Source organism: Pseudomonas sp. R28(2017) (assembly GCF_002112505.1).
In the GTDB taxonomy this organism is placed as follows: Bacteria; Pseudomonadota; Gammaproteobacteria; order Pseudomonadales; family Pseudomonadaceae; genus Aquipseudomonas.
The window spans coordinates 499,692-525,422 of record NZ_NEHW01000001.1 but is presented as its reverse complement, the minus strand read 5'-3'; the positions used below and the strand labels follow the sequence as shown (position 1 = coordinate 525,422).

Sequence of the window (25,731 nt, the reverse complement as noted above, 5' to 3'; positions counted from 1 at the left end):
ATCAGCGGCGAACGCGGGCCTGCAGGAAGGACAGCACTTCATTGAGCGGCAGCTGTTGGGCATCCTGCTCGGTGCGGTGCTTGTACTCCAGGTTGCCGTCGGCCAGGCCGCGGTCGCTGACGACGATACGGTGTGGAATGCCGATCAGCTCCATGTCGGCGAACTTGATGCCGGGGCTGGTCTTCTTGTCGCGGTCGTCCAGCAGTACCTCGAAGCCGGCGGCGGTCAGCTCGGCGTACAGCTTGTCGGTTGCCTCGCGGACCACGTCGGTTTCGTAACGCAGCGGTACCAGGGCAATCTGGAACGGTGCCAGGGCGTCGTTCCAGATGATGCCTTTGTCGTCGTAGCTCTGCTCGATGGCGGCGGCGACCACGCGCGACACACCAATGCCGTAGCAGCCCATGGACAGGATGACCGGCTTGCCGTTCTCACCCAGGACCTGGCACTTGAGTGCCTCGCTGTACTTGGTGCCGAGCTGGAAGATATGGCCGACTTCGATGCCACGCTTGATCACCAGGGTGCCCTGGCCGTCCGGGCTTGGGTCGCCTTCGACGACATTGCGCAGGTCGGCAACCTGAGGAACGGGCAGGTCACGCTCCCAGTTCACGCCGAAGTAGTGCTTGTCGTCGATGTTGGCACCGATGCCGAAGTCGCTCATCAGGGCGACCGAACGGTCGATCACGATTTCCAGTGGCAGGTTCAGCGGGCCGAGCGAGCCGGCACCGGCGCCAATGGCCTCGCGCAGTTCGGCGTCGGTGGCCATGACCAGCGGGTCGGCAACCTGTTCCAGCTTGGCGGCCTTGATTTCGTTGAGCTCGTGGTCGCCACGGACGATCAGGGCGACCAGTTTGCCCTCTTCGGCGCCGCGCACGATCAGGGTCTTGACGGTCTTTTCGATCGCCAGGCCGTGGTTTTCCACCAGTTGGGCGATGGTCTTGGCATCCGGGGTGTCGACCAGGCGCAGCTCCTCGGCAGGCGCAGGGCGCACGGTTTCACGCGGGATGGCTTCGGCCTTCTCGATGTTGGCGGCGTAGTCGGAGCTGTCGCTGAAGATCACGTCGTCTTCGCCGGACTCGGCCAGGACGTGGAATTCGTGGGAGTAGCTGCCACCGATGGAACCGGTGTCCGCCTGCACTGGGCGGAAGTCCAGGCCCAGGCGGGTGAAGACGTTGGTGTACGCCTGGTGCATGCGGTCGTAGGTTTCCTGCAGGGAAGCCTGGTCGGCATGGAAGGAGTAGGCGTCCTTCATGATGAATTCGCGGCCGCGCATCAGGCCGAAGCGTGGGCGAATCTCGTCACGGAATTTGGTCTGGATCTGGTACATGTTGAGCGGCAGCTGTTTATAGCTGGACAGCTCGTTGCGGGCCAGGTCGGTGATCACTTCTTCGTGGGTCGGGCCGACGCAGAAGTCACGCTGGTGGCGGTCTTTCAGGCGCAGCAGCTCAGGGCCGTACTGTTCCCAGCGGCCGGACTCCTGCCACAGCTCGGCAGGCTGGATGCTTGGCATCAGCACTTCCAGGGCGCCGGCGGCGTTCATTTCCTCGCGCACAACGTTTTCGACCTTGCGCATCACCCGCAGGCCCATCGGCAGCCAGGTGTACAGGCCGGAAGCCAGTTTGCGGATCATGCCGGCACGCAGCATGAGCTGGTGGCTGATGACCACTGCGTCGGCAGGGGTTTCTTTCTGGGTGGCGAGCAAATATTGACTGGTGCGCATGGTTAGCCGTGTCGATTGCCTAAGACGTTGAAATAGCCCCGCATTGTACGGGGGCGAAACGAAGGCGTACAGAATGCCCCAGGGCGTGGCCGTTGTCAGCCAAGAAAAAGCCCGGCAAGTGTGCCGGGCTTTTTCAGGTGCGGGGCACTGCAAGCCAGGCTTACAGGATGCTCAGCGGGTACTCGACGATCAGGCGCAGTTCGTCGATCGAGCTCGAACCGTAGTAGACGCCATCGCTGGAGCGGTAGGTAGCCTGACGAACGCGGAAGCTCAGGTCCTTGGCCGGGCCTTCCTGCAGGACGTACTTGACGTCTACGTCGCGTTCCCATTCCTTGCCGTTGCCGGTGCTCGCGACATTCGCGCCGCTACCGCGTACATAACGGGTCATGAAGGTCAGGCCCGGGATGCCGTATTCGGCGAAGTTCAGGTCGTAGCGGGCCTGCCAGGATTTCTCGTCTTCGGCGTTGAAGTCGGAACGGGCAACGGAGTTGGCCAGGAAGATGGTGCCGCCACCGTCTACGCCATAGCCATAATCGCCGTCGCCGGAGACTTTCTGGTAGGCCAGGGTGAAGGTGTGAGCGCCGACGTTGTACGCACCGGACAGGCTGTATGCGCGGTTGTCCAGCTTGTCGCCATCGAAGGCGAGGTACTCGGCCGAGCCATCGCTCTTGGTGTCATAGATGTTGAAGTCGAACACCAGGCCTTGCTTGTCGGACAGCGGCAGCGCCCAGTTCACGTTGGCGTAGTACTTGCGCCAGAAGTCTTCGACCTTGGAGTAGTACAGCGAGGTGGACAGGTTGTCGGTGAAGGCGTAAGTGCCACCGATAACGTCGGCCTGTTTGAGGTGCAGGCTGTCGTGGAAGGTCTGGGACTGTGCGTTCAGCGCGGTGAAGTGACCGGCGTTCAGGGTCAGGCCCTTGATTTCGTTGCTGGTGATCAGGGCGCCTTGAGCCACTTCTGGCAGCAGGCGGCTGTCATCGGTCGCGAACACTGGCAGGGCGGTGAACTGGTCACCGACTTTCAGTACTGTATCGGAGAAGCGCAGTTTGACCGCTGCACCGCCTTCGGAGAACTCGTCCTGCGCACGGCCGTCGGCGTCAGTCGGGAACTGGCCGGTGCTGTGGCGGCCCTTGCCGCTGTCCAGTTTCACGCCGAGCATGCCGATGGCATCGACGCCGACGCCGATCACGCCCTGGGTGAAGCCCGACTCGTAGGTGCCGAGGAAGCCGAGGCCGGTTTCTTCAACGCGGCTCTGGGTGCCTGGCTCGTTGTTACGGAAGTCGCGGCTGAAGTACAGCATGCGAGTCTTGACGTTCAGCTTGCTGTCTTCGAGGAAACCCTTGGACTCGTCCTGGGACGAAGCCACTGCCATCTGCGAGGTCCCTGCCGCAACGGCCAGGGCGATCATGCTCCACTTCATCACGCGCATCGTGATTTGCTCCTTTGGTTTTTAGGAAGAGTACCGCTGCGCCCAAGTCTTTTAGTTATATGGGGCAGCTCTTTCTTGTTATGTCGGCGGAAATGTATAGCACGCTGACTGTTCTTGGCGATATGGCAAAAATCATCCTTTCGGGAACTTTATGGCCATGTCGCTTTCAGGTATTTCCATGTCGCAAATCACGCCCCGGTTAACCGGTTCGTACAACACCAGCGCTGTTCCATTGCCGTAATGATTCTGTAACTACAGATTCCGGCTGGGGAAACTCCCTGGTGCATCCCATGTCGCTGTTGTTATTTGTCGCGTCACCCGGTCAATGCAGGTGTCGTGCCGACTTGGCGTGAAAGGAATGCAACAAGCATGCTCAAAATTAACAACGGTTCATGAAATTTTCACAAAGCCTGCTGCCGAAGGTCGGAAAGTGCCGAAAATACGGGGCGGGAGTTGTCTGATGGTGTACCGCGTTGAAGGGGGCGGCTAAAAGAAAAAGCTGCCATAAAAGTCAATGTGTTACCGGCAACTGTTGATCCTGAGTCATTGGTGTGGGTAGAAGCGTAGTGGCGCACACTTTTGAGGCCTCATTTTGGTGCGAAAAGTAGCGCTGTGTTACCGCTGTTGTGCAAGTGATGAAGATTCATGAGCTTAAAGCGTGCAGCCGCGCTTCTGGCGCATGCTGGCGCGGGCGAAGCAGAGTATCCTTGGCGCATGAAATTATTGTTGGAGATTGATCGTGTTTGATATGGATTCGCGTTTGCAGCAGGACTCCCTGGTGCTGGGTGACTTTCCGCTGTGCCGTCTGCTGCTCAGCAAGGACGCCAACTACCCGTGGTTCATCCTGGTGCCCAAGCGGGCAGGCGTAAGCGAGTTGTTCGACTTGAACCAGGAAGACCAGGCGCAGTTGTGGAAGGAAACCACCTATCTGGCCGAAGTGCTCAAGCGCGAGTTCGCGGCTGACAAAATGAACGTTGCCACGCTGGGCAACGTGGTCAGTCAGATGCACATGCATGTGATCGTACGCCACCAGGGTGATCCCGCCTGGCCGGCGCCCGTCTGGGGCAAGGTGCCGGCTGTCGGCTACGCACCGGGGCAGGTGGATGCCATTCGTCAGCGTCTGCGTGCGCTGCTGACCCACGATTACCAGGAGGCCTGACATGTCGCCGGAGTCGCGCATCATCGAGCTGGAAACCCGTCAGGCGTTCCAGGACGACACGATCCAGGCGCTGAATGATGTGGTGGTCGAGCAGGGGCGGGTCATCGAACGCCTGCAACTGCAGATGGCCGAGCTGATCAAGCGCCATGAAGAAATGGTCGGGCAGTACGGCAGTGAAGGGGAAGAGGCGCCGCCACCTCATTATTGACAAGTGGCCGCCCTGGGCTTGCCCCAGGGCGGTGCAGGGTCAGCGGCGGTTCACCGCGACCACGTCTTCGGCCTGCAGGCCTTTGTCGCGGTGCATCACCGAGAACTCGACGCGCTGGCCTTCGACCAGGATGCGGTGGCCCTCGCCGCGGATGGCGCGGAAGTGGACGAAGATGTCGTCGCCCGAATCGCGGGAAATGAAACCGAAGCCCTTCGAGGTGTTGAACCATTTCACGGTGCCGGTATCACGCTTGCCCGCTTCCAGTGGTGCACCTTGGCTGGCGCGTGCCTTCTTGCCGCTGCGGGCGAAGCCGGCCACCAGGTGCAGGGCCACGGCCAGCGCGGCACAGACCAGCGCCGCCAGGTTGCCCATTTCCGGGCGTGCCAGCAGGGTCAGGGTCTGCAGGACCACCGCCACCACCAGCAGGGCGCAGGCCAGGTATTGCAGCTGTTGCCGCGTACCGCGGTAATACAGTGGCACGACCGGGGCCAGCAGCAGGTTGAGCAGGCCGAGCAGGGCCAGGTAGACCGCGTCGGGTTGCTGCAGGAAGGGTGTTGCATCGGGTTTGAGGCTGGGCATGAGCGATAGCAGCAAAGCCGCGACGCCCGTCACCAGGTGGACGATCTTGAACATGGGTTGGCTCACAGTTGATAAGGCCGATCACAGGAAGAGCTGGCAGCACGGTGCGCATGAGGTGTAAAGCGCGAACACGTGGAGGCCAGCCTATGCACCCGGCAATGACAGTCCGCACGGGTGGCACCGTGCCTATTTAACAGCAAAGGCGGGGGCTTCTCAAACCGCAGGCGGCAGGCGCCGATGGCTTGCGCTGTGTCATGGGCGCGTTGCGCCAAGTATTGATACAGTGTGTCGGGCCCGCTTGATCATCAAGCCTTATGGAAAGGGGAACTTCATGGCAATCGATATCGGTATCAGTGAAGAAGATCGCAAGTCCATCGTCGAAGGGCTTTCCCGCCTGTTGTCGGATACCTACGTGCTGTATCTGAAAACCCACAACTTCCACTGGAACGTCACCGGTCCGTCGTTCCGCACCCTGCACCTGATGTTCGAGGAGCAGTACAACGAACTGGCGCTGGCGGTCGACTCGATCGCCGAGCGGATACGCGCACTGGGCTTTCCGGCACCGGGCTCGTATGCCTTCTATGCGCGACACTCCTCGATCAAGGAAGAAGAGGGTGTCCCGCCGGCAGAGGAGATGATCCGCCAGCTGGTGCAGGGGCAAGAGGCGGTGGTGCGCACGGCCCGCAGCATTTTCCCGGCGGTGGACAAAGTCAGCGATGAACCGACCGCCGATCTGCTGACCCAGCGCATGCAGGTGCATGAAAAGACCGCCTGGATGTTACGGGTATTGCTCGACGGTAATTGATCGGCCAAACGCGTAGGCGTTGTCCGAAGGCCCGGCTGAATCCATTCCAGCCGGGCCGTTTTGTTTGTGCGGGAAGGTTTTGCCGCTGCTTTGGGCGCCTCGCTCCGCGCTTCATTGAGCCCCAGTTGATTGAACTGAGGAAGTGGCGCGATGCAAGCAATCAAGCGTGCGGTGAGGGTGGGGCACTGGCCTGGCAAGCAGTGCATAGACCCGTTCAAGGCCGATTTCGACATGTTGCAGACTCAGCCCGTATCGCGCTCGGTGCGGTTGAATGGTTTTTCCACCTGTCTGCGCCTGGAGGCGGTGTATTGGGGTATCCTCGAGCAGATTGCCGCAGCGAACCAGTGCTCGGTCAGCGCCGTGCTGTCTTATGTCGATCGCGAAGTGCACCTGCGCCAGGGCGGGGTGCGCAACTTCAGCGGGCTGATCCGGGTGATCTGTGTCGCCTGGTTGCGCGATCCGCCGAGTGCACGCTGATCGCCCGGCGGGCTGCGCAGTGCCGGTTAACCATATATAATCCCGCTTTTTGCTGCCCCGGCAGCCAGCGTTGTGGTTGACGAGAGACGTTCATGCCCCTTTATGACTATCAATGTGCTTCCTGCGATCACCGGATGGAGGCGCTGCAGAAGATCAGCGCCGCGCCGCTGACCGACTGCCCGGCCTGTCAGGCGCCGGCATTGAAGAAACTGCTGTCGGTCCCCGGTTTCCGCCTGAGTGGCAACGGCTGGTACGAAACCGACTTCAAGACCGGGGCGAAAAAGAACCTGGCCGGCGGCGACAAGGCCGACTGAGTTGAATTGCAGTAGCCGGGTCTTGCAGTATTAGCCCTCTGGGCGGCCAAGGCCTCCAACGAACACACGAATCACGAGAAGCGAAACCACCATCATGATGCGCAGCCATTATTGCGGCCAACTGAACGAGAGCCTGGACGGCCAGGAAGTCACCCTTTGCGGCTGGGTCCATCGTCGCCGCGACCACGGCGGGGTGATCTTCCTCGACATCCGTGACCGCGAAGGCATGGCCCAGGTCGTGTTCGACCCGGATCGCGCCGAAACCTTCGCCGCCGCTGACCGCGTGCGCAGCGAGTACGTCGTACAGATCACCGGCAAGGTGCGCAAGCGCCCGGACGGCGCGGTGAACGCCAACATGGCGTCCGGTGCCATCGAGATCCTCGGCTACCAGCTGAACGTGCTCAACGAAGCGGAAACCCCGCCGTTCCCGCTGAACGAATACTCCGACGTCGGCGAAGAAACCCGCCTGCGCTACCGCTTCATCGACCTGCGTCGCCCGGAAATGGCCGACAAGCTGCGCCTGCGTTCGCGCATCACCAGCAGCATCCGTCGTTTCCTCGACGAAAACGGCTTCCTCGACGTCGAAACCCCGATCCTCACCCGTGCCACACCGGAAGGCGCGCGTGACTACCTGGTGCCGAGCCGTACCCACGCAGGCAGCTTCTTCGCCTTGCCGCAGTCGCCTCAGCTGTTCAAGCAGCTGCTGATGGTTGCCGGTTTCGACCGCTACTACCAGATCGCCAAGTGCTTCCGCGACGAAGACCTGCGTGCCGACCGCCAGCCGGAATTCACCCAGATCGACATCGAGACCAGCTTCCTCGACGAAGCCGAGATCATGGGCCTCACCGAGAGCATGATCCGCAAGCTGTTCAAGGAAGTGCTGGATCTGGAATTCGGCGAATTCCCGCACATGACCTTCGAAGAGGCCATGCGCCGCTACGGTTCCGACAAGCCTGACCTGCGTATCCCGCTGGAGCTGGTCGACGTTGCCGACCAGCTGAAAGATGTCGACTTCAAGGTATTCGCCGGCCCGGCCAACGATCCGAAGTGCCGCGTCACCGCCCTGCGCCTGCCGGGCGGCGCCAGCATGCCGCGCAGCAAGATCGACGAGTACACCAAGTTCGTCGGCATCTACGGTGCCAAGGGCCTGGCCTACATCAAGGTCAACGAGCGCGCCAAGGGCGTCGAAGGCCTGCAGTCGCCGATCGTCAAGAACATCCCTGAGGCCAACCTCAACACCATCCTCGACCGCGTTGGTGCGGTCGACGGTGACATCGTGTTCTTCGGTGCCGACAAGTTCAAGGTCGTCAGCGAAGCCCTGGGCGCGCTGCGTATCCGCCTGGGCCACGATTTCGAGCTGCTGACCTGCGAGTGGGCGCCGATGTGGGTGGTCGACTTCCCGATGTTCGAAGAGAACGAAGACGGCAGCTTCACTGCGCTGCACCACCCGTTCACCGCGCCGAAGTGCACCCCGGAAGAGCTCGAGGCCAACCCGGCCACGGCCCTGTCCCGTGCCTACGACATGGTGCTGAACGGCACCGAGCTGGGTGGCGGTTCGATCCGTATCCACCGCAAGGAGATGCAGCAAGCGGTATTCCGCCTCCTGGGCATCGAAGCGGCGGAACAGGAAGAGAAGTTCGGCTTCCTGCTCGACGCCCTGAAGTTCGGTGCACCGCCTCACGGTGGCCTGGCCTTCGGCCTGGACCGTCTGGTCATGCTGATGACCGGTGCGCAGTCGATCCGTGAAGTGATCGCCTTCCCGAAAACCCAGAGCGCCGCGTGCGTGATGACCCAGGCCCCTGGCATGGTCGACGCCAAGGCCCTGCGCGAGCTGCACATCCGTCTGCGCGAGCAGACCAAGGTCGAGTAATCGGCCCCGGGCGCATCCCGGCGGGTGCGCCCCGGCGCTTCGGCGCAGTATTCCCACGTTCCGCCCTTCGGGGCGGAACCTGTTTCTGTTTCAAGGATTCGGAGTCGTTATGGCTGGTCATTCCAAGTGGGCGAACATCAAGCACCGCAAAGAGCGCCAGGATGCCAAGAGAGGCAAGATCTTCACCAAGTGGATCCGTGAGCTGACCGTCGCTGCCAAGCAAGGGGGTGCCGACCCAGGCTCCAACCCGCGTCTGCGCCTCGCGTTGGACAAGGCCCTGGGCGCCAACATGAGCCGTGACATCATCGATCGCGCCGTGGCCCGTGGTGCCGGCACCAACGAAAGCGACAACGTCGAAGAGCTCAGCTACGAAGGCTATGGCCCGGGTGGCGTGGCGATCATGGTCGAGGCCATGACCGACAACCGCAACCGCACCGCTGCCGCCGTGCGCCATGCCTTCACCAAGTGTGGCGGCAACCTTGGCACCGACGGCTCGGTGGCCTACCTGTTCGAGCGCAAGGGGCAGATCAGCTTCGCCCCGGGCATCGACGAAGACGCCCTGATGGAAGCCGCGATGGAGGCCGATGCCGACGACGTGGTGGCCAACGACGATGGTTCGTTCGAGGTCTTCACCTCGTTCAACAGCTTCTATGCCGTGCGCAACGCGCTGGAAGAAGCAGGCTTCAAGGCCGCCGACGCAGAAATCGTCATGCAGCCGACCACCAGCGCCGAGCTGGATCAGGAGGGCGCCGAAAAGGTGCTCAAGCTGATCGATATGCTCGAAGACCTGGATGACGTGCAGAACGTCTACTCCAATGCGCAGATCTCCGACGAGATCATGGAAAAACTCGGCTAAGATTTTGCGCTTGGCTTACAGGGCTTATTCGCGGGCAAGCCCGCTCCTACAGATATTGCACCGGGTTCAAGTGTGGTGCGATCCCTGTGGGAGCGGGCTTGCCCGCGAATAGGCCGGTACATTTTGAACACGCAGGCGCTATGACTCTGATTCTTGGTATCGACCCCGGCTCGCGCATCACCGGCTACGGTGTGGTCCGCCAGACCACCCGAGGTTGCGAGTACGTGGCGTCGGGCTGCATCCGCACTGGCAGCGGCGAGTTGCCAGAGCGGTTGCAGATCGTTTTTCGCGGTGTCAGTGAGATCATCGCCCAGCACGGCCCGGTGACCATGGGCATCGAGCGCGTGTTCATGGCGCGCAACGCCGACTCCGCGCTCAAGCTCGGCCAAGCTCGCGGCGCAGCCATCGTGGCTGCCGCTGAAGCCGGCCTGGAAATCGCCGAATACAGCGCCAGCCAGGTCAAGCAGGCAGTCGCCGGCAGCGGCGGGGCCAACAAGGAGCAGGTGATGCTGATGGTCATGCACCTGCTCAAGCTGACCCAGAAGCCGCAGATCGACGCCTCCGACGCCCTGGCCATCGCCCTGTGCCATGCCCACACCCGCTCCAGCCTGGTGCCGCACGGCCTGGCCACGGCGCGGCGGCGCGGCGGGCGCTTGCGTCTGTAAGCGCTTCATGCGCTGATACACATTTTGTTCGGGTGAAACGTTCACCCGGTGCATTTGCTGATAGGGTTGAGCGGTCTTCGACCGGCTCCCCGAGAGGAAGGATCGGAACGTGATTGGACGTTTGCGCGGCACCCTGGCGGAGAAACAGCCGCCGCACCTGATTATCGACGTCAACGGCGTGGGCTATGAGCTGGAAGTGCCGATGACCACCCTGTATCGCCTGCCCAAGGTCGGCGAGCCAGTGACCGTGCATACCCACCTGGTCGTGCGCGAAGATGCCCACCTGCTTTATGGCTTTGCCGAGAAGCGCGAGCGCGAGCTGTTCCGCGAGCTGATCCGCCTGAATGGCGTAGGCCCGAAGCTGGCCCTGGCGCTGATGTCCGGCCTGGAAGTGGACGAACTGGTGCGCTGCGTGCAGGCCCAGGACGCCTCGGTCCTGGTGCGCGTGCCCGGTGTCGGCAAGAAGACCGCCGAGCGCCTGCTGGTCGAGCTGAAGGACCGCTTCAAGGCCTGGGAAACCTCCCCGGCCATGTTCACCCTGGTCTCCGATGGCCCGCTGCCGGTGGCCAGCGAGTCTTCCGCCGAAGCCGATGCGGTCAGCGCCCTGGTGTCCCTGGGCTACAAGCCGCAGGAAGCGAGCAAGGCAATCGCCGCGATCAAGGACAAGGCCGGCCTGAGCAGCGAAGAGCTCATTCGTCGCAGCCTTAAAGGGATGATTACCAAGTGATCGAAGCCGACCGCCTGATCGCCGCCAATGGCCGCGACCGTGAAGAAGTCCAGGACCGTGCGATCCGCCCGTTGCGCCTGGACGAGTACATCGGCCAGCCGGTGGTGCGCGAGCAGATGGCGCTGTTCATCCAGGCGGCCCGTGGGCGCGGCGAGTCGCTCGACCACACGCTGATCTTCGGCCCGCCCGGGCTGGGCAAGACCACCCTGGCCAATATCATCGCCCAGGAAATGGGTGTATCGGTGAAGAGCACTTCGGGGCCGATCCTCGAGCGGCCGGGCGACCTGGCGGCGATGCTGACCAACCTCGAACCGCACGACGTGCTGTTCATCGATGAAATTCACCGCTTGTCACCGGTGGTCGAGGAGGTGCTGTACCCGGCGATGGAGGACTTCCAGCTCGACATCATGATCGGCGAAGGCCCTGCGGCCCGGTCGATCAAGCTCGACCTGCCGCCGTTCACCCTGGTAGGCGCCACCACCCGCGCGGGCATGCTCACCAACCCGTTGCGTGACCGTTTTGGTATTGTCCAGCGCCTGGAGTTCTACAGCGACAAGGACCTTGCCACTATCGTCAGCCGTTCGGCCAACATTCTTGGGCTGGCCATCGAGGACCACGGCGCCTACGAGATCGCCCGACGCGCCCGCGGCACGCCCCGTATCGCCAACCGCCTGCTGCGCCGCGTGCGCGACTACGCCGAGGTGCGCGGCAAGGGCCAGATCACCAAGGCGGTGGCCGACATGGCTCTTAACCTGCTGGACGTCGACGAGCGCGGTTTCGACCATTCCGACCGCCGCCTGCTGCTGACCATGATCGAGAAGTTCGACGGTGGCCCGGTGGGCGTGGACAACCTGGCTGCGGCCATCAGCGAGGAGCGCCACACCATCGAGGATGTGCTCGAGCCCTACCTCATCCAGCAGGGCTACATCATGCGCACGCCGCGCGGTCGCGTGGTTACCCGGCACGCCTACCTGCACTTTGGCTTGAATGTGCCCGGCAGCCTGGGCGGTGCGGGTGAATTTTCCGAGCCAGGCGATGAATGACAGATCAAAACCGGCTTTTCGTGGTCCTACCGCTGGCATGCCGATGGTGCGCTGGCAATTCGACATTAATGAAGAAAAAACAGTTGCCGCAGCGGATTGGCAAGCTGAGGAGTAAGCACTAGAGTATGCGCGCGCAAAATGGCCTGGAACCGTTCGCACACCGTTGTCGTGTCTATTACGAGGATACCGATGCCGGTGGCGTGGTGTATTACGTCAATTACCTGAAATTCATGGAGCGCGCGCGCACCGAGCGCCTGCGGCATCTGGGGTTTTCCCAGGCGCAGCTGGCCGAGGACAACCTGCTGTTCGTGGTTCATTCCAGCGAAGCCCGCTATCACGCGCCGGCACGCCTGGACGACCAGCTGAGGGTCACCGCGCAAGTACTTGAACTCAATCGCGCCAGCCTGCGCTTCGTGCAGCAGGTCTGGCGGGAAAAGGATGAAACGCTGCTCTGCGAAGGGCAGTTCCTGGTGGCCGCCGTGCGCGCCGACACTTTCAAACCCCGAGCCATACCCCCCCAGCTGCGCGACGCCTTTGTGGCGGACGGCTCGGGTAATCAATCGAACGCAGGAGAATAAGCGTGGAAGCTAACGTCGTCGACCATACCTCCATGTGGAGTCTGGTCAGCAATGCCAGCGTGGTGGTACAGCTGGTAATGCTGACCCTGGTGGCCGCCTCGGTCACCTCATGGATCATGATCTTCCAGCGCAGCACCATGCTGCGCGCCGGTCGTCGTGCGCTGGATGCCTTCGAGGAGCGCTTCTGGTCGGGTATCGACCTGTCCAAGCTGTATCGTCAGGCAGGCAGCAACCCGGACCCGGATTCCGGTGTGGAGCAGGTCTTCCGCGCCGGCTTCAAGGAGTTCTCGCGCCTGCGCCAGCAGCAGGGTGTAGACCCGGACGCGGTCATGGAAGGCGTGGCGCGTGCCATGCGCGTGGCCATCTCGCGTGAAGAAGAAAAGCTCGAGCAGAGCCTGCCGTTCCTCGCCACCGTCGGCTCGACCAGCCCGTACATCGGCCTGTTCGGTACCGTCTGGGGCATCATGAACTCGTTCCGCGGCCTGGCCAGTGCCCAGCAAGCCACCCTGGCCACCGTGGCCCCGGGTATCGCCGAAGCGCTGGTCGCCACTGCCATCGGCCTGTTCGCGGCGATCCCGGCGGTCATCGCCTACAACCGTTTCGCGGCGCGCAGCGAAGTGCTGATTGGCCGTTACTACACCTTCGCCGACGAGTTCCAGGCGATCCTGCACCGCAAAGTGCACACCAGCGAAGAGTAATCAGGTAGAAGCCCATGGCCCGAGTTCGCCACAAACGCAAGCCCGTCGCCGAGATGAACGTGGTGCCCTACATCGACGTGATGCTGGTGCTGCTGGTCATCTTCATGGTGACGGCGCCCATGCTCAACCAGGGCGTGAAGGTCGACCTGCCCAAGGTTTCCAGCGAAGCCTTGCCGCAGGACAACAACGTCCAGATCCTCACCATCTCCATCAAGACCGACAAGACCTACTACTGGAACCTCGGCAGCGAAGTCGACACCGACAAGCAGATGGACAAGGCCATGACCTTGCCGGACATGACCAGCGCAGTGACCAAGATCATTGCCGCCGGTCGCGACCAGGGCAAGCAGACCCAGGTCTTCATTCGTGGCGACAAGGCTGTCGACTACGGTGCCGTCATGGGCGCCATGGGCGGGTTGCAGAAGGCCGGTGTCGGTAACGTTGGCCTGATTACCGAGGCGCCCTGATGCAACAGCGAGAGCCATCCGCCTCGGAAAGCTACTTCTGGCCCAGTGTCTGGGCCATCGGCCTGCATGTGCTGGTGTTCGCCTTGCTGTTCGTCAGCTTTGCCATGACGCCTGAACTGCCGCCTTCCAAGCCGATCGTTCAGGCTACCCTGTATCAGCTCAAGTCGAAGAGCCAGGCGACCACCCAGACCAATCAGAAGATTGCCGGGGAAGCGAAGAAAACCGCCTCGCGCCAGACCGAAGTCGAGCAGCTGGAGCAGAAGAAGGTCGAGCAGGAGGCCATCAAGGCCGCGGAACAAAAGAAAGCCGACGCCGCTCAAAAGGCTGAAGAAGCCCGCGAAGCCGCCGAGGCGAAGAAGGCCGAGGAAGCTGCGAAGGCTGCCGAAGCCAAGAAAGCCGCCGAGTCCAAGAAAGCCGAAGAGGCGAAGAAAGCCGCCGAGAAGCAGCAGGCCGACATCGCCAAGAAAAAGGCCGAGGAAGAGGCGAAGAAGCAGGCCGAGGAAGAAGCCAAGAAAAAGGCAGCCGAGGAGGCCAAGAAGCAGGCCGCCGAGGACGCGAAGAAGAAAGCAGCCGAGGACGCCAAGAAGAAAGCGGCGGCCGAGGAAGCGAAGAAGAAGGCAGCTGAAGAGGCCAAGAAAAAGGCCGCTGCAGATGCTCAGAAGAAGAAAGCACAGGAAGCGGCCCGCAAGTCGGCGGAAGACAAGAAAGCCCAGGCCCTGGCCGAGCTGTTGTCCGACACCACCGAGCGGCAGCAGGCCCTGGCTGACGAGCAGGGTGACCAGGTGGCCGGCGACTTCGACGACCTGATCCGCATGCGCGCGGCCGAGGGTTGGGCGCGTCCGCCTTCCGCGCGTAAGGGCATGACGGTGACCCTGCAGGTCAACATGTTGCCGGACGGTACCGTCACCGGTGTCAGCGTGATCAAGTCCAGTGGCGACGGTCCGTTCGACAGTTCGGCGGTGGCTGCAGTGAAGAACATTGGTCGTTTGACCGAGATGCAGGGTATGAAGCCGAGCGATTTCAACCGTTATCGTTCGTTCAAGATGACATTTACACCTGAGGATCTAGCGTTGTGATTAAACTCCTTCGAGGAATGCTGGTCATGCTCTGCTGCGTGGCTGGCATGGCCATGGCAGAGGAAAAGAACATCCTGGTCACCAGCGGCAGCGATCGGGCCACGCCCATCGCGGTAGTGCCGTTCGGTCTGCAGGGTGGCAGCGTGCTGCCGGAAGACATGGCCGACATCATTGGTAACGACCTGCGCAACTCGGGCTACTATTCGCCGATTCCGCGTCAGAACATGATCAGCCAGCCAACCCAGGCCAGCGAAGTCATCTTCCGTGACTGGAAAGCGCTGGGTGCCCAGTACGTGATGGTTGGCAGCATCGTGCCGTCGGGCGGTCGCCTGCAGGTGCAGTACGCGCTGTTCAACGTTGCCACCGAGCAGCAAGTGCTGACCGGCAGCGTGGCGGGCAGTACCGACCAGCTGCGTGACATGGCGCACTACATTGCCGACCAGTCGTTCGAGAAACTCACCGGTATCAAGGGTGCATTCTCGACCCGCATGCTGTACGTGACGGCCGAGCGCTTCTCCACCAACAACACCCGCTACACCCTGCAGCGTTCGGACTACGACGGTGCCCGTGCAGTGACACTGCTGCAGTCGCGTGAACCGATCCTGTCGCCACGCTTCGCGCCGGATGGCAAGCGTATCGCCTATGTTTCGTTCGAGCAGAAGCGCCCGCGCATCTTCGTGCAGAACATCGATACCGGCCGCCGCGAGCAGGTGACCAACTTCGAAGGCCTGAACGGCGCACCCGCCTGGTCGCCCGATGGTTCGCGCCTGGCGTTCGTGCTGTCCAAGGACGGCAATCCGGACATCTACGTGATGAACGTGGCCTCGCGCCAGATCAGCCGCGTTACCGCCGGCCCGGGCATCAACACCGAACCGTTCTGGGGCAAGGATGGCAACACCCTGTACTTCACCTCCGACCGTGGCGGCAAGCCACAGATCTACAAGCAGTCGGTCAGCGGTGGTGGTGCCGAGCGTGTGACGTTCGTGGGTAACTACAACGCCAACCCGAAACTGTCGGCGGACGAAAAGACCCTGGTGATGATCCATCGCCAACAGGGTTTCACCAACTTCAAAGTGGCGGCACAGGACTTGCAGCGCGGAAGTGTAAAGATTCTCTCGGAAACGAGTCTTGATGAGTCGCCCACTGTCGCGCCTAACGGCACCATGCTAATCTACGCCACCCGCCAGCAGGGCCGGGGAGTCTTGATGCTCGTGTCGCTTAACGGCCGTGTGAGGCTCCCACTTCCTACCGCTCAAGGCGAAGTCAGAGAACCGTCCTGGTCCCCTTACCTGAACTGATTGCGGCGTAATACGTTTTTGCTTAACACACTGGGGTTTCATTAGGAGTTTCACGATGGAAATGCTGAAGTTTGGTAAATTTGCTGCGCTGGCTCTGGCCATGGCCGTAGCTGTAGGTTGCTCCTCGAAAGGCGGTGACAACGCTGGTGAAGGCGCTGTTGATCCGAACGCTGGCTACGGTGCCAACACTGGCGCAGTTGACGGCTCCCTGAGCGAAGAAGCTGCCCTGCGCGCAATCACCACCTTCTACTTCGAATACGACAGCTCGGACCTGAAGCCAGAAGCCATGCGCGCTCTGGACGTTCACGCCAAGGACCTGAAAGCCAACGGCAACCGCGTTGTCCTGGAAGGCAACACCGACGAGCGCGGCACCCGCGAGTACAACATGGCTCTGGGTGAGCGTCGTGCGAAAGCCGTTCAGCGCTACCTGGTTCTGCAGGGCGTTTCCCCTGCTCAGCTGGAACTGGTCTCCTACGGCGAAGAGCGTCCAGTTGCCACCGGCAACGACGAGCAGTCCTGGGCTCAGAACCGTCGCGTAGAACTGCGTAAGTAAGTTCTTATGCGTATGTGCCGTCGTGCTGTAACCGTCCTCGCACTCAGCCTTCCGCTTTCGGCGTGGGCTGCGGTTCCTGTAGTTGATGACAACGGGGGTGCTTACCCACCTTCCGGTTATGGCACGAGCGGCGCCTATGCCGGCGCAGGGGCTTCGACCCCTGCCTCGGCACAGGGCCAGCTGTTCATGCAGCTGCAACAGATGCAGGATCAACTTTCCCGTCAGCAAGGCATCATCGAAGAGTTGCAAAACGATGTGTCGCGCATGAAGCAGGAAAACCTGGAGCGTTACCAGGATCTTGATCGTCGCATCAACAGTGGTGGCGCGCCTGCCGCGACCCCCGACAATTCCTCCACCGGTGGTGCATCCGATGCCGCCGCCGGTGCAGCAGCAGGCGCCGCTGGCGCTGCTGCACAACCACCGGCCGCCAGCAGCGAGCCCGGTGATCCGGCGAAAGAAAAGCTCTATTACGACGCGGCTTTCGACCAGATCAAGCAGAAGGACTTCGACAAGGCCAGCCAGGCGTTCAACGCCTTCCTGCGCAAGTACCCGAACAGCCAGTACGCCGGCAACGCCCAGTACTGGCTGGGTGAGGTGAACCTGGCCAAGGGCGACCTGCCAGCCGCCAGCCAGGCGTTCGCCCAGGTCAGCCAGAAGTACCCCAAGCACAGCAAGGTGCCAGATTCGCTGTACAAGCTGGCTGACGTCGAGCGCCGCATGGGCCACACCGACAAGGTCAAGGGCATCCTGCAACAGGTCATCACCCAGTACCCCGGCACGTCCGCCGCGCAACTGGCGCAACGCGACCTGCAGAAGCTCTGAGCTGCACCTTTGCAAGAAACCCGCGCCTGTCGCGGGTTTTTTCGTTAGAATCACAGCCCTTTTTTTATAAACACGCTGTAGCGGATAACGCCATGTCGAGTCCGCGACAGTGCCTGACGGAGGCGGACAGCCTGTTTAGCTGTCACGCCCGTGGCGAGCATGCAAGACACATTACGCATCACCGAAGTCTTTTACTCTTTGCAGGGTGAAACGCGAACGGCTGGGCTGCCCACGGTATTCGTGCGCCTGACCGGTTGCCCCCTGCGCTGCCAGTACTGCGACAGTGCCTACGCCTTCACCGGCGGCACCATTCGCACCCTCGATTCGATCCTCGAGCAGGTGGCCGGCTTCAAGCCGCGCTACGTCTGCGTCACCGGCGGCGAGCCGTTGGCCCAGCCGAACGCCTTGCCGCTGCTGCAGCGCCTGTGCGATGCCGGCTACGACGTCTCGCTGGAAACCAGCGGCGCGCTCGACATTTCGGGCACCGATCTGCGCGTCAGCCGTGTGGTCGACCTCAAGACCCCTGGGTCGGAAGAGTCGCACCGCAACCGCTACGAGAACATCGAGCAGCTGACCCGCAACGACCAGGTCAAGTTCGTCATCTGTTCCCGTGAGGACTATGACTGGGCGGTGTCCAAGCTGATCCAGTACAACCTGGCCGAACGCGCTGGCGAAGTGCTGTTCTCGCCCAGCCATCATCAGGTGAGCGCCACCGACCTGGCCGACTGGATCGTCGCCGACAACCTGCCCGTGCGCTTCCAGCTGCAGCTGCACAAGCTGCTGTGGAACGACGAACCCGGACGTTGATTGAGGAGTGAACGAGATGACTGAGAAACGCGCGGTAATCCTGCTGTCTGGCGGCCTCGATTCGGCCACGGTCGTGGCCATGGCCAAGGCCGAAGGCTACAGCTGCTACACCATGAGCTTCGACTACGGCCAGCGCCATCGCGCCGAGCTGAATGCTGCTGCCCGCGTCGCCCGCGACCTGGGCGTGGTCGAGCACAAGGTCATTGGCCTCAACCTCGATGGCATAGGCGGCTCGGCCCTGACCGACAGCAGCATCGATGTGCCGGAGACCCCGGGCGAGGGCATTCCGGTGACCTACGTGCCGGCCCGCAACACCGTGTTCCTCTCGCTGGCGCTGGGTTGGGCGGAAGTGCTGGAAGCCCGTGACATCTTCATCGGCGTCAATGCCGTGGACTATTCCGGTTATCCGGATTGCCGTCCGGAGTTCGTCGAGGCGTTCGAGCGCATGGCCAACCTGGCGACCAAGGCTGGCGTCGAAGGGCAGGGCTTCCGCATCCAGGCGCCGCTGCAGAACATGAGCAAGGCGCAGATCGTGCAGGCGGGTATCGCCCGTGGCGTGGACTACAGCCTGACGGTTTCCTGCTATCAGGCCAACGATGAAGGCCAGGCGTGTGGCAAATGCGACAGTTGCCGCCTGCGTGCTGACGGCTTCAAGGCAGCGGGTGTAGCAGACCCGACGCGCTACTTTTGACAAAAGGTAGGCTCAGGTATTGATTTCCCGTTAGAAATCAGTATTATACGCGCCATCCAACGGGTCGTTAGCTCAGTTGGTAGAGCAGTTGGCTTTTAACCAATTGGTCGTAGGTTCGAATCCTACACGACCCACCATATGCAACAAGACAAAGCCCGCTACCAGAAATGGTCGCGGGCTTTTTCGTTCATGGCTGGCCGGTAAAGGGGGGGGGCAGGGCGCCCCTCCTGGTTATTCAGCCCACTCTGGATCCCCGGTAAACACCACGGTGATCCAGCGATCTGGCCCTTCGCCGCCTACCGCATCACCGATCTCGTTGCGCCACGCATCCCATTCATCGATGGTTTTCGCAGCCATGGTCCTTGGCACGATGAAATACAGCTCGATCTCCCGCGAGCGCCCGACCTTGGCCACATAGGCCCTGTACGACTGCAGGCCGTGGCGCGCCACGAATGCACGCGCCACTTCGTCAACGTGCAGCTTCAGGTCGCCCGGTGTCACCAGGAAGATCTCCGACAGCGCCTGGCGCACTACTGACAACGGTAGTGGAATGATCACCAGGCACACCAATGCCAGCACCGCCGGGTCGATGTACGGCGATACCCACTCCCATTGCGTGCCCTGCACCGCATAGCCGAAGCAGAAGGCGATCAACAGGGCGGCGGTGATACTGGCCGACATCACCCAGCCTTTCACGTCCATGCGCACGAAGTCCGACTTCAGTTTGCGGTTGGCGCGGTTCTCGACCACGGCGATGGTCGCGCAGGCGATCACGGTCAGCAGCGCGTAGACCATGGCGATGCCGAACTCCAGGTGCCGGCCGCCTTGCAGCAGGCTGCTGACGGCGTTGATCAGCGCGTAGATGGCGACGCCGCTGAGCAGGATGCCATTGAGTGCCAGCACCATCGGCTCCAGGTGCCAGAAGCCCATGGTGAAGCGCTCACGCAGCTTGCGCGAGAGTTGCAGGCTGGTGGCGTGCGAGGTGATGAGTTTCACCACCACCAGCGACAGGCCGCTCATGCTGGCGTCGACCAGGGAATAGACGCCGTCGAAGACGATCGAGAACGAGCCGGAGGCCAGGCCGAAGCCGATGCCGATGGTGGCGATGAACAGGGTGACGGCGATCGAGGTGCGTAACAGGCCCTGTTCGCTGGTGATATCGAAGAAAGAAGATCGGGGTGTGGTTTGCATAACTTGAACTCAGTGTGACGATTTTGCTTTTTGGGGCCTGTGCCGGCCTCTTCGCGGGCAAGCCCGCTCCCACAGGGATATCACAAGCCTCAAGTGCTGCACGGTACCTGTGGGAGCGGGCTTGCCCGCGAAGAGGCCCTTACAGGCTAGACGCGAAACTGTTCCATCAATGCCTGTTGCTGGTTGGCCAGCCGGTTGAGGGCCTGGCTGATCCGCGCCGATTCATCGGCCTGGCCCGACAGCGACTCGGTCACGTCGCGAATCCCGGCGACGTTGCGGTTCACTTCCTCGGCCACCGCACTCTGTTCCTCTGCCGCCGAGGCAATCTGCAGGTTCATGTCGCTGATCACCGCCACGGCCTCGCCGATGCGCTCCAGTGCCGGCAATGCCTGTTCCATGCGCGTGGCGCTGGCCTGGGCCTGGCGCTGGCCTTCATGCATGGCACCGACCACGTCCTGGGTGCCTTGCTGCAGCCCTTCGATCACCTGGCGGATCTCTTCCACCGACACCTGGGTGCGTTGGGCCAGGCTGCGCACTTCGTCGGCGACCACGGCAAAACCACGCCCGGCCTCGCCCGCGCGTGCGGCTTCGATGGCGGCATTGAGTGCCAGCAGGTTGGTCTGCTCGGCAATCGCGCGGATCACCTCGAGCACCGAGCCGATCTGCTCGCTGCGCTGCTCCAGCGCACGGGCCTCGTCCATGGCCGCGTCCATGCCGGTTGCCAGCTGGTCGATGGTCTGGCGGGTGCTGGCGATCAGCTGCAGGCCCTCACGGCTGGCCTGATCGGCGCCGCGTGCGGCCTGGGCCGCCTGCGCGGCGTTGTGGGCGACGTCCTGGGCGGTGGCGCTCATTTCGTTGGCGGCGGTGGCGACCTGTTCGATTTCCCGTTGCTGCTGCTGCATGCCATTGCTGGTCTGGCTGGCGATGGCGGCGGACTGGTCGGCGGTGCCGCGGGCTTCGAGCAGCGAGCCTTTGACCTGGGCGATCACTGGTTGCAGCTTGTCGAGGAAACGGTTGAACCAGCCTGTCAGCTGGCCCAGTTCGTCCTGGCGGGCGTAGTCCAGGCGACGGGTCAGGTCGCCTTCGCCGCTGGCGATGTCTTCCAGGCGGGCAGCCACGGCGAGGATTGGCCGGGTAACGCCTCGGGCGGTCAGCCAGACCAGCAACAGGCCGATGATCGCGGCGCCCAGGCCGATCAGCAGACTGGTCAGGTTGGCGCTCTGGTTATGGGTATCCAGGCGCTGGTTGAGGGCCAGGGCTGGCGCTTGCAGCACGGCTTCCGGCAGTTCCAGTTGCACCTGCCAGGCGGTGGCATCAGGAATGGGCGCAAATGGGTGTGTTACGCGCAGCATGCCCTGGTCTACCGCCTTGTCTAGCGGCTGGCCCAGCTTGCTGGCGTCACGACTGTGCCCGGCGAGCAGGCCGGCTGCACTGACAATGCTGACCTGGCCTTGGCCGTCGAACAGCTCCTGTTGGCCATCCAGGCTCAGTTGCTGGAGGTTGTCCAGGCCGATGTCCAGGCCGACCACGCCGACGACCTTGCCGTTTTCCAGCAAGGGCAGGGCGATGCTGGTCATCAGCACCTGGTGGCCATTGACCTCGTCCAGGTAAGGCTCGAGCATGCAGGCCCTGGCGGTTTCCTGCGGGCAGGTCAGCCAGCGGTTCCTGGCCTGGCCATTGGTGCCGGGGCTGTTGTCACCCAGCATCGACTCGGGCATCGCTTCCAGCTCCAGGGTGCCTGGGCGGGGTTGCGACCAGTACAGCGAGAAACGTCCGCTTTCGTTGCTGCCACTGGTCTCCTGGCCGATGAACTGATTGTCCTGGTGGTCCAGCGCATTGGGCTGGAACACCAGGTACAAGCCGATCACGTCCGGGTTGCCGGCCAGGCTGGCGTGGGCCTGGCGGGTCAGTTCGGCGCGCAGGTCGCTGCCGCCCTTGGCCTTGAGCACCTGGACCAGGCGGGCGAAGCCGTTGCCGTACTGGTAGGCGTCCATGAAGTAGCGCTGGATGCGCAGCGCCTGGGTTTCGGCGTGGGCCTGCAGGCGCAGGCGCGCACTGTGTTCGAGCATTTCGGTGCTGGCCTGGTTGACCAGCGCCGCGCTCCGCCGCGACTGGGTCAGTGAGCTGGCGACCAGCAGGGCGACGATGGCCAGCAGGCACAGGCCGGTGAGCAGGGTGATCTTCCACTGGATGGAGAGGCGACGCAGCGGCATGAGGACTTTCCTTATCGTTCAACAACAACGCCCGCGTTCAGGCGCGGGCGTTGTCGGTGGCTGGAGTCAATCAGCGACGTAGTTCGGTGGCGAGACCCGGAAGGCCTTGGTCAGCCAGGCCAGGTGCAGCAGCCCCGCCAGTGCCCACAGGCCGCCAAAGATCAGCGAATGCTCGTTGAGGTCAAGCCAGAGCTTGGCGATGATGCAGAAGCCGATGGTCGGCAGGGCCAGGTACTTCACCTTGTTGGCCAACCCCTGGCGATTGCCCTCGCGCAGGTAGCAGTGGCTGATCACCGACAGGTTGACGAAGCTGAATGCTACCAGCGCGCCGAAGTTGATGATCGAAGTGGCGGTGACCAGGTCGAAGAAGATGGCCGAAAGGGCGATCACGCCGACCACGGCAATGTTCACGATCGGGGTCTTGTAGCGCGAATGCAGGCGGGCGAACACGCTGCTCGGGATCACATTGTCGCGGCCCATGACGTACAGCAGGCGCGAAACGCTGGTCTGCGAAGCCAGGCCCGAGGCGATGGTGTTGATCACGGTGCAGGCGATGAAGATCGACTGGAACAGCTTGCCGCCGACATACAGGGCGATTTCCGGCAGTGCCGCTTCCGGGTCGTGGAAGCGTGCGTTGGTCGGGAAGTAGGCCTGCATGAAATACGACACGCCGATGAACACCACGCCGCCGATCAGGGCGGTGAGGAAGATCGCCCGCGGGATGATCTTGCCTGGGTCCTTGGTTTCTTCGGACAGGCAGGTCACTGCGTCGAAGCCCAGGAACGAGAAGCACAGGATGGTTGCGCCGGCAGCCAGGGCGCTGAGCTGCGTCTGCGAGTCGGCGAACGGGGTCAGGCTCCAGGAGGTACCCAGTCCCTCGCCCTGGTCCAGGCCGCGGATGCAGAGGTAGATGAACACCGACATGATCATCAGCTGCACAACCACGAACAGCAGGTTGAAATGCGCCACCAAATTGATGCTGCGCATGTTGATCAGGCTGATCAGGGTAACGAAGCCAGCCACCCACATCCACGCCGGCACCTCGGGGAACATGGCCGAGAGGTAGAGCTTGGCCAGCAAGGCGTTGACCATGGGCAGCAAGAGGTAATCAAGCAGCGAAGACCAGCCGACCAGGAAGCCCACGTGTGGGTTGATGGCGCGTTGGGTGTAGGTGTACGCAGAACCGGACTGTGGGAAGCGGCGTACCAGCGTGCCGTAGCTCACAGCGGTGAACAGAACGCCGGCCAGGGCCAGCAGGTAGGCGCTGGGCACGTGGCCGGAGGTCACGCCGGACACGATGCCGAACGTGTCGAACACGGTCATTGGCGTGAGGTACGCCAGACCGATGATGACTACGTGCCAGAGGCGCAGGGATTTACGGAATTGGCCGTTGCCGGTGGCGTTGTGGTCATGCTGCATGCTGGTGTGGCTCCATGTTGTTCACCTTTTTTGTTTGGAGCAGAGATAGGCGCGGGCTAGGCGCCGACGTCAGGCTTGCAGTGCCGTGGCGAGGAGGTTGAAGCGTGCGGGCAGGGGCATCCGAGCATCATGACGGCGCGACTTTTTCTTCTTCGTGGATCGGGCGCTGGGCGAGGTGGTGAAAATAAAAAACGATTGGTAGGGAGGCGTCAAGTTAAACATGACAAGATGTTGCGAAATTGAAATATTTATCGGTTAAACAGGCTGAATGTTCGGTTTTTGCGCGTTTTTTTGCGGTTTCGATCGACTTGAATGTTCGTAAAAATTAACGATTGCACGATTGTCGGACATTTCCCAAATCCAACCTTTCTGCCTTGACGCGGTCACCTGGCTTTCGCGGCGATGATATCCTTTTGCACCCCTTGCAGCCGACTGGCTGCGAAACTGCCCATATGGACATCGATCGGTACTATTCATGAAGAAATCAGTAGGCATCCTTTCCGGCCTGGCCATCGCCATCGCCGTCGTGACCACCGCTGGCGCCTGGTACACCGGCAAGCAACTGCCTGGGGAGCTGGACAACGCTGTCAGTCGCAGCAACGCACAGCTCAAGAAGGCCCTGACCAACTATGGCGGCAGCATGACCGTCGAGCTGGTCTCGCTCGATCAGCATTTCTTCAGCAGTACTGCGCAGTACCGGCTCAAAGCCAAGGACATCAATCTTGGCCATGGCGAAGTGGTCAGTTTCGACCTGGGCATGACCGACCAGATCGAGCACGGCCCGTTCCCCTGGTCGCGGGTCAAGGCGTTGAAGCTGGTGCCGGTGCTGGCGACGAGCAGCAGCACCCTGCAGAAGGATGACATCACTGCGCCGTGGTTCGCTGCGGCAGGCGAGCATTCGCCGATCAGCGCGCACACCAGCCTGGGCTTCTCGGGCAACGTCGACAGCACCGTCACCGTGGCGCCGCTCAAGCGCACCGAGGCCGACGGCAGCAGCCTGGAGTTCTCGGGCATGTCATTGGAGGTCAGCGGCGATCAGGAAGGCAAGGCGTCGAAGTTCCATGGCAGCGCAGACCGCTTGGAGATCAAGCTGGTCGGCGAGGACCATCCGCCGGCCACCTTCGAACTCTCGGGCCTGAAGGTCGGCGGCAACCTGGCGGCCAGCAAGCATGACGCAGTGTATGTCGGCAATGTCGACCTGCTGCTGGCCGAGGCCAAGGCCACCCTGGGTGACAAGCAGCAGGTGCTGCTGCTCAAGGGCCTGGAGCAGAACGCCCTGCAGACCCTGGATGGCCCAGACACCGTGGGTGGCCGTGTGGATTACCGGGTGGCGGACATCACCTGGGACGGCCGCGCAGTCGGTAATGCGCAGATGGGGGTGAGCGTCAAGTCGCTCAATGCCCCGGCCTTGCAGTCACTGTCGAAGTGGTACCAGGCCCACTTGCCGGAGTTCGAGGCTGCCCAGGCTGCCGGCCAGCCGGTGCCGGAAATCCAGATGGATGAGGCGGAAAAAGCCCGGTTCCATGGTGACCTGCAACAGTTGCTGGCCTCCAAGCCCAAGCTGGCGATCGAGAACCTGGCGTTGCGCACAGCCAATGGCGAGAGCCGCTTCGACCTGTCGATGGATTTCGCCAGCCCGGCTTCGTTCGACCTGCCGCCTGACCAGCTGAGCAAGCAGTTGATCACCGAGGTGAAAAGCAAGCTGTCGTTGTCCAAGCCGATGATCGGGGACCTGGCGACCTTGCAGGCGCTGCTGGATGGGCAGACCGATGCCCAGGCGATTGCCGCGCAATCGAGCCAGGCCGGGGAAATGGTCGGCATGATGGCGCTGCAGAGCGGCATGGCCACCGTGCAGGGCAACGATGTGGTATCGAGCCTGCACTATGCCGATGGCATGGTTGACTTCAATGGCAAGAAGATGACCGTCGAAGAGTTTGCCATGCTGCTGGCGGCGCATTTTGCCGCGATGCAGCCGCAGGAAGGCTGACCTGGCGAGGGGCACTGGCCTGTTAGCGAGTTTGCCCGCGAACAGGCCAGTGCAGGCTGTACAAAAACCACTTTAGAATTCC

At 62.2% G+C, this 25,731-nt stretch carries 25 protein-coding genes, 1 tRNA gene and 2 pseudogenes; 21 read left to right on the top strand and 7 right to left on the bottom strand.

All coding sequences use genetic code 11. From position 1 onward, the window contains the following. Position 1: 1 nt before the first annotated feature. Positions 2 to 1,717: a proline--tRNA ligase gene (locus CAF78_RS02440; RefSeq protein WP_085675665.1), complete on the bottom strand. Its 1,716-nt coding sequence runs from the start codon at positions 1,715 to 1,717 to the stop codon at positions 2 to 4. Positions 1,718 to 1,877: 160 nt separating this feature from the next. Next, positions 1,878 to 3,146: an OprD family porin gene (locus CAF78_RS02435; protein WP_085675666.1), complete on the bottom strand. Its 1,269-nt coding sequence runs from the start codon at positions 3,144 to 3,146 to the stop codon at positions 1,878 to 1,880. A gap of 739 nt (positions 3,147 to 3,885) precedes the next feature. On the opposite strand from CAF78_RS02435, the gene CAF78_RS02430 reads away from it, so the two are divergent. Both CAF78_RS02430 and CAF78_RS02425 read left to right on the top strand, forming a co-directional pair. Next, positions 3,886 to 4,305, top strand: coding sequence for an HIT domain-containing protein (locus CAF78_RS02430; RefSeq protein ID WP_085675910.1), 420 nt, complete (start codon positions 3,886 to 3,888; stop codon positions 4,303 to 4,305). Position 4,306: 1 nt separating this feature from the next. Further along, positions 4,307 to 4,513, top strand: a complete 207-nt coding sequence (locus tag CAF78_RS02425; RefSeq protein ID WP_085675667.1) for a SlyX family protein — start codon at positions 4,307 to 4,309, stop codon at positions 4,511 to 4,513. A gap of 39 nt (positions 4,514 to 4,552) precedes the next feature. Here the strand turns inward: CAF78_RS02425 and CAF78_RS28895 are convergent, their stop codons facing one another. Then, positions 4,553 to 5,146, bottom strand: coding sequence for a cold shock domain-containing protein (locus CAF78_RS28895; protein ID WP_085675668.1), 594 nt, complete (start codon positions 5,144 to 5,146; stop codon positions 4,553 to 4,555). 277 nt (positions 5,147 to 5,423) lie between these two features. On the opposite strand from CAF78_RS28895, the gene CAF78_RS02415 reads away from it, so the two are divergent. The 18 genes from CAF78_RS02415 to CAF78_RS02330 all read left to right on the top strand — a co-directional run bounded on the left by CAF78_RS02415 (position 5,424) and on the right by CAF78_RS02330 (position 18,976). Continuing rightward, positions 5,424 to 5,897 carry a Dps family protein gene (locus CAF78_RS02415; RefSeq protein WP_085675669.1) on the top strand — a complete coding sequence of 158 codons (474 nt, stop codon included), beginning with the start codon at positions 5,424 to 5,426 and terminating at the stop codon, positions 5,895 to 5,897. 150 nt (positions 5,898 to 6,047) lie between these two features. Continuing rightward, the gene (locus CAF78_RS02410; RefSeq protein WP_085675670.1) at positions 6,048 to 6,374 is read left to right on the top strand and encodes a ribbon-helix-helix domain-containing protein; all 327 of its coding nucleotides are present in this window, start codon (positions 6,048 to 6,050) and stop codon (positions 6,372 to 6,374) included. A gap of 92 nt (positions 6,375 to 6,466) precedes the next feature. Then, on the top strand, positions 6,467 to 6,688 hold the full coding sequence (locus tag CAF78_RS02405; protein ID WP_027919960.1) for an FmdB family zinc ribbon protein: 222 nt from the start codon (positions 6,467 to 6,469) through the stop codon (positions 6,686 to 6,688). 94 nt (positions 6,689 to 6,782) lie between these two features. Next, positions 6,783 to 8,558: an aspartate--tRNA ligase gene (aspS, locus tag CAF78_RS02400; protein WP_085675671.1), complete on the top strand. Its 1,776-nt coding sequence runs from the start codon at positions 6,783 to 6,785 to the stop codon at positions 8,556 to 8,558. Between the two features lie 109 nt (positions 8,559 to 8,667). Continuing rightward, entirely contained in the window at positions 8,668 to 9,414 is a 747-nt protein-coding gene (locus CAF78_RS02395) for a YebC/PmpR family DNA-binding transcriptional regulator (protein WP_027919958.1), read from the top strand. Positions 9,415 to 9,554: 140 nt separating this feature from the next. Continuing rightward, positions 9,555 to 10,079, top strand: coding sequence for a crossover junction endodeoxyribonuclease RuvC (gene ruvC, locus CAF78_RS02390; RefSeq protein WP_085675672.1), 525 nt, complete (start codon positions 9,555 to 9,557; stop codon positions 10,077 to 10,079). A 109-nt stretch (positions 10,080 to 10,188) separates the two neighbouring features. Beyond that, positions 10,189 to 10,806 (top strand): Holliday junction branch migration protein RuvA, encoded by a 618-nt coding sequence (gene ruvA, locus CAF78_RS02385; protein WP_027919956.1) that lies wholly within the window; start codon positions 10,189 to 10,191, stop codon positions 10,804 to 10,806. Beyond that, complete coding sequence (gene ruvB / locus CAF78_RS02380) at positions 10,803 to 11,849, top strand: Holliday junction branch migration DNA helicase RuvB (RefSeq protein WP_085675673.1); 1,047 nt, start codon at positions 10,803 to 10,805, stop codon at positions 11,847 to 11,849. The genes ruvA and ruvB overlap by 4 nt, the downstream gene beginning before the upstream one ends. A gap of 125 nt (positions 11,850 to 11,974) precedes the next feature. Beyond that, a complete protein-coding gene (gene ybgC, locus CAF78_RS02375) occupies positions 11,975 to 12,427 on the top strand; it encodes a tol-pal system-associated acyl-CoA thioesterase (protein WP_085675674.1) in 453 nt (150 codons plus the stop codon). A 2-nt stretch (positions 12,428 to 12,429) separates the two neighbouring features. Then, positions 12,430 to 13,125, top strand: coding sequence for a protein TolQ (tolQ, locus tag CAF78_RS02370; RefSeq protein ID WP_054883398.1), 696 nt, complete (start codon positions 12,430 to 12,432; stop codon positions 13,123 to 13,125). A 14-nt stretch (positions 13,126 to 13,139) separates the two neighbouring features. Further along, on the top strand, positions 13,140 to 13,592 hold the full coding sequence (gene tolR, locus CAF78_RS02365; protein ID WP_085675675.1) for a protein TolR: 453 nt from the start codon (positions 13,140 to 13,142) through the stop codon (positions 13,590 to 13,592). Then, positions 13,592 to 14,668 (top strand): cell envelope integrity protein TolA, encoded by a 1,077-nt coding sequence (gene tolA, locus CAF78_RS02360; RefSeq protein WP_085675676.1) that lies wholly within the window; start codon positions 13,592 to 13,594, stop codon positions 14,666 to 14,668. The genes tolR and tolA overlap by 1 nt, the downstream gene beginning before the upstream one ends. 17 nt (positions 14,669 to 14,685) lie before the next feature. Further along, entirely contained in the window at positions 14,686 to 15,966 is a 1,281-nt protein-coding gene (gene tolB, locus CAF78_RS02355; RefSeq protein ID WP_152955760.1) for a Tol-Pal system beta propeller repeat protein TolB, read from the top strand. A 55-nt stretch (positions 15,967 to 16,021) separates the two neighbouring features. Continuing rightward, positions 16,022 to 16,519 (top strand): peptidoglycan-associated lipoprotein Pal, encoded by a 498-nt coding sequence (gene pal, locus CAF78_RS02350; protein WP_023381906.1) that lies wholly within the window; start codon positions 16,022 to 16,024, stop codon positions 16,517 to 16,519. A 6-nt stretch (positions 16,520 to 16,525) separates the two neighbouring features. Next, positions 16,526 to 17,341: a tol-pal system protein YbgF gene (gene ybgF, locus CAF78_RS02345; protein WP_085675678.1), complete on the top strand. Its 816-nt coding sequence runs from the start codon at positions 16,526 to 16,528 to the stop codon at positions 17,339 to 17,341. A 159-nt stretch (positions 17,342 to 17,500) separates the two neighbouring features. Continuing rightward, positions 17,501 to 18,148, top strand: coding sequence for a 7-carboxy-7-deazaguanine synthase QueE (gene queE, locus CAF78_RS02340; protein WP_085675911.1), 648 nt, complete (start codon positions 17,501 to 17,503; stop codon positions 18,146 to 18,148). Positions 18,149 to 18,164: 16 nt separating this feature from the next. After that, positions 18,165 to 18,839, top strand: coding sequence for a 7-cyano-7-deazaguanine synthase QueC (gene queC / locus CAF78_RS02335; RefSeq protein WP_079229346.1), 675 nt, complete (start codon positions 18,165 to 18,167; stop codon positions 18,837 to 18,839). Positions 18,840 to 18,900: 61 nt separating this feature from the next. Then, a tRNA-Lys gene (locus CAF78_RS02330) sits at positions 18,901 to 18,976 on the top strand. A gap of 94 nt (positions 18,977 to 19,070) precedes the next feature. On the opposite strand, the gene CAF78_RS02325 is transcribed toward CAF78_RS02330, so the two are convergent. The 4 genes and pseudogenes from CAF78_RS02325 to CAF78_RS02315 all read right to left on the bottom strand — a co-directional run bounded on the left by CAF78_RS02325 (position 19,071) and on the right by CAF78_RS02315 (position 23,662). Further along, positions 19,071 to 20,030 (bottom strand): cation diffusion facilitator family transporter, encoded by a 960-nt coding sequence (locus CAF78_RS02325; protein ID WP_085675679.1) that lies wholly within the window; start codon positions 20,028 to 20,030, stop codon positions 19,071 to 19,073. Between the two features lie 146 nt (positions 20,031 to 20,176). Next, a pseudogene (locus CAF78_RS28940) lies at positions 20,177 to 20,713 on the bottom strand (methyl-accepting chemotaxis protein); the annotation flags it as partial. Positions 20,714 to 21,034: 321 nt separating this feature from the next. Beyond that, a pseudogene (locus tag CAF78_RS28935) lies at positions 21,035 to 22,024 on the bottom strand (HAMP domain-containing protein); the annotation flags it as partial. A 285-nt stretch (positions 22,025 to 22,309) separates the two neighbouring features. Next, positions 22,310 to 23,662, bottom strand: coding sequence for an APC family permease (locus tag CAF78_RS02315; protein ID WP_085675681.1), 1,353 nt, complete (start codon positions 23,660 to 23,662; stop codon positions 22,310 to 22,312). A gap of 475 nt (positions 23,663 to 24,137) precedes the next feature. Between CAF78_RS02315 and CAF78_RS02310 the strand changes: the two genes are divergently transcribed. Further along, positions 24,138 to 25,649 (top strand): YdgA family protein, encoded by a 1,512-nt coding sequence (locus tag CAF78_RS02310; RefSeq protein ID WP_085675682.1) that lies wholly within the window; start codon positions 24,138 to 24,140, stop codon positions 25,647 to 25,649. The last annotated feature ends 82 nt before the right edge of the window (positions 25,650 to 25,731 follow it).

What these genes read in the sequence shown, in the direction of transcription:
- aspS (WP_085675671.1), top strand. Translation starts at nt 6,783, where the DNA reads ATGATGCGCAGCCATTATTGCGGCCAACTGAACGAGAGCCTGGACGGC.
- CAF78_RS02310 (WP_085675682.1), top strand. Translation starts at nt 24,138, where the DNA reads ATGAAGAAATCAGTAGGCATCCTTTCCGGCCTGGCCATCGCCATCGCC.
- CAF78_RS02440 (WP_085675665.1), bottom strand. Translation starts at nt 1,717, where the DNA reads ATGCGCACCAGTCAATATTTGCTCGCCACCCAGAAAGAAACCCCTGCC.
- CAF78_RS02410 (WP_085675670.1), top strand. Translation starts at nt 6,048, where the DNA reads ATGCAAGCAATCAAGCGTGCGGTGAGGGTGGGGCACTGGCCTGGCAAG.
- queC (WP_079229346.1), top strand. Translation starts at nt 18,165, where the DNA reads ATGACTGAGAAACGCGCGGTAATCCTGCTGTCTGGCGGCCTCGATTCG.
- CAF78_RS02395 (WP_027919958.1), top strand. Translation starts at nt 8,668, where the DNA reads ATGGCTGGTCATTCCAAGTGGGCGAACATCAAGCACCGCAAAGAGCGC.
- tolR (WP_085675675.1), top strand. Translation starts at nt 13,140, where the DNA reads ATGGCCCGAGTTCGCCACAAACGCAAGCCCGTCGCCGAGATGAACGTG.
- ybgC (WP_085675674.1), top strand. Translation starts at nt 11,975, where the DNA reads ATGCGCGCGCAAAATGGCCTGGAACCGTTCGCACACCGTTGTCGTGTC.
- CAF78_RS02315 (WP_085675681.1), bottom strand. Translation starts at nt 23,662, where the DNA reads ATGCAGCATGACCACAACGCCACCGGCAACGGCCAATTCCGTAAATCC.
- queE (WP_085675911.1), top strand. Translation starts at nt 17,501, where the DNA reads ATGCAAGACACATTACGCATCACCGAAGTCTTTTACTCTTTGCAGGGT.
- ruvC (WP_085675672.1), top strand. Translation starts at nt 9,555, where the DNA reads ATGACTCTGATTCTTGGTATCGACCCCGGCTCGCGCATCACCGGCTAC.
- CAF78_RS02405 (WP_027919960.1), top strand. Translation starts at nt 6,467, where the DNA reads ATGCCCCTTTATGACTATCAATGTGCTTCCTGCGATCACCGGATGGAG.
- CAF78_RS02425 (WP_085675667.1), top strand. Translation starts at nt 4,307, where the DNA reads ATGTCGCCGGAGTCGCGCATCATCGAGCTGGAAACCCGTCAGGCGTTC.
- pal (WP_023381906.1), top strand. Translation starts at nt 16,022, where the DNA reads ATGGAAATGCTGAAGTTTGGTAAATTTGCTGCGCTGGCTCTGGCCATG.
- tolB (WP_152955760.1), top strand. Translation starts at nt 14,686, where the DNA reads ATGCTGGTCATGCTCTGCTGCGTGGCTGGCATGGCCATGGCAGAGGAA.
- CAF78_RS02415 (WP_085675669.1), top strand. Translation starts at nt 5,424, where the DNA reads ATGGCAATCGATATCGGTATCAGTGAAGAAGATCGCAAGTCCATCGTC.
- CAF78_RS02325 (WP_085675679.1), bottom strand. Translation starts at nt 20,030, where the DNA reads ATGCAAACCACACCCCGATCTTCTTTCTTCGATATCACCAGCGAACAG.
- tolA (WP_085675676.1), top strand. Translation starts at nt 13,592, where the DNA reads ATGCAACAGCGAGAGCCATCCGCCTCGGAAAGCTACTTCTGGCCCAGT.
- ybgF (WP_085675678.1), top strand. Translation starts at nt 16,526, where the DNA reads ATGCGTATGTGCCGTCGTGCTGTAACCGTCCTCGCACTCAGCCTTCCG.
- CAF78_RS02435 (WP_085675666.1), bottom strand. Translation starts at nt 3,146, where the DNA reads ATGCGCGTGATGAAGTGGAGCATGATCGCCCTGGCCGTTGCGGCAGGG.
- CAF78_RS28895 (WP_085675668.1), bottom strand. Translation starts at nt 5,146, where the DNA reads ATGTTCAAGATCGTCCACCTGGTGACGGGCGTCGCGGCTTTGCTGCTA.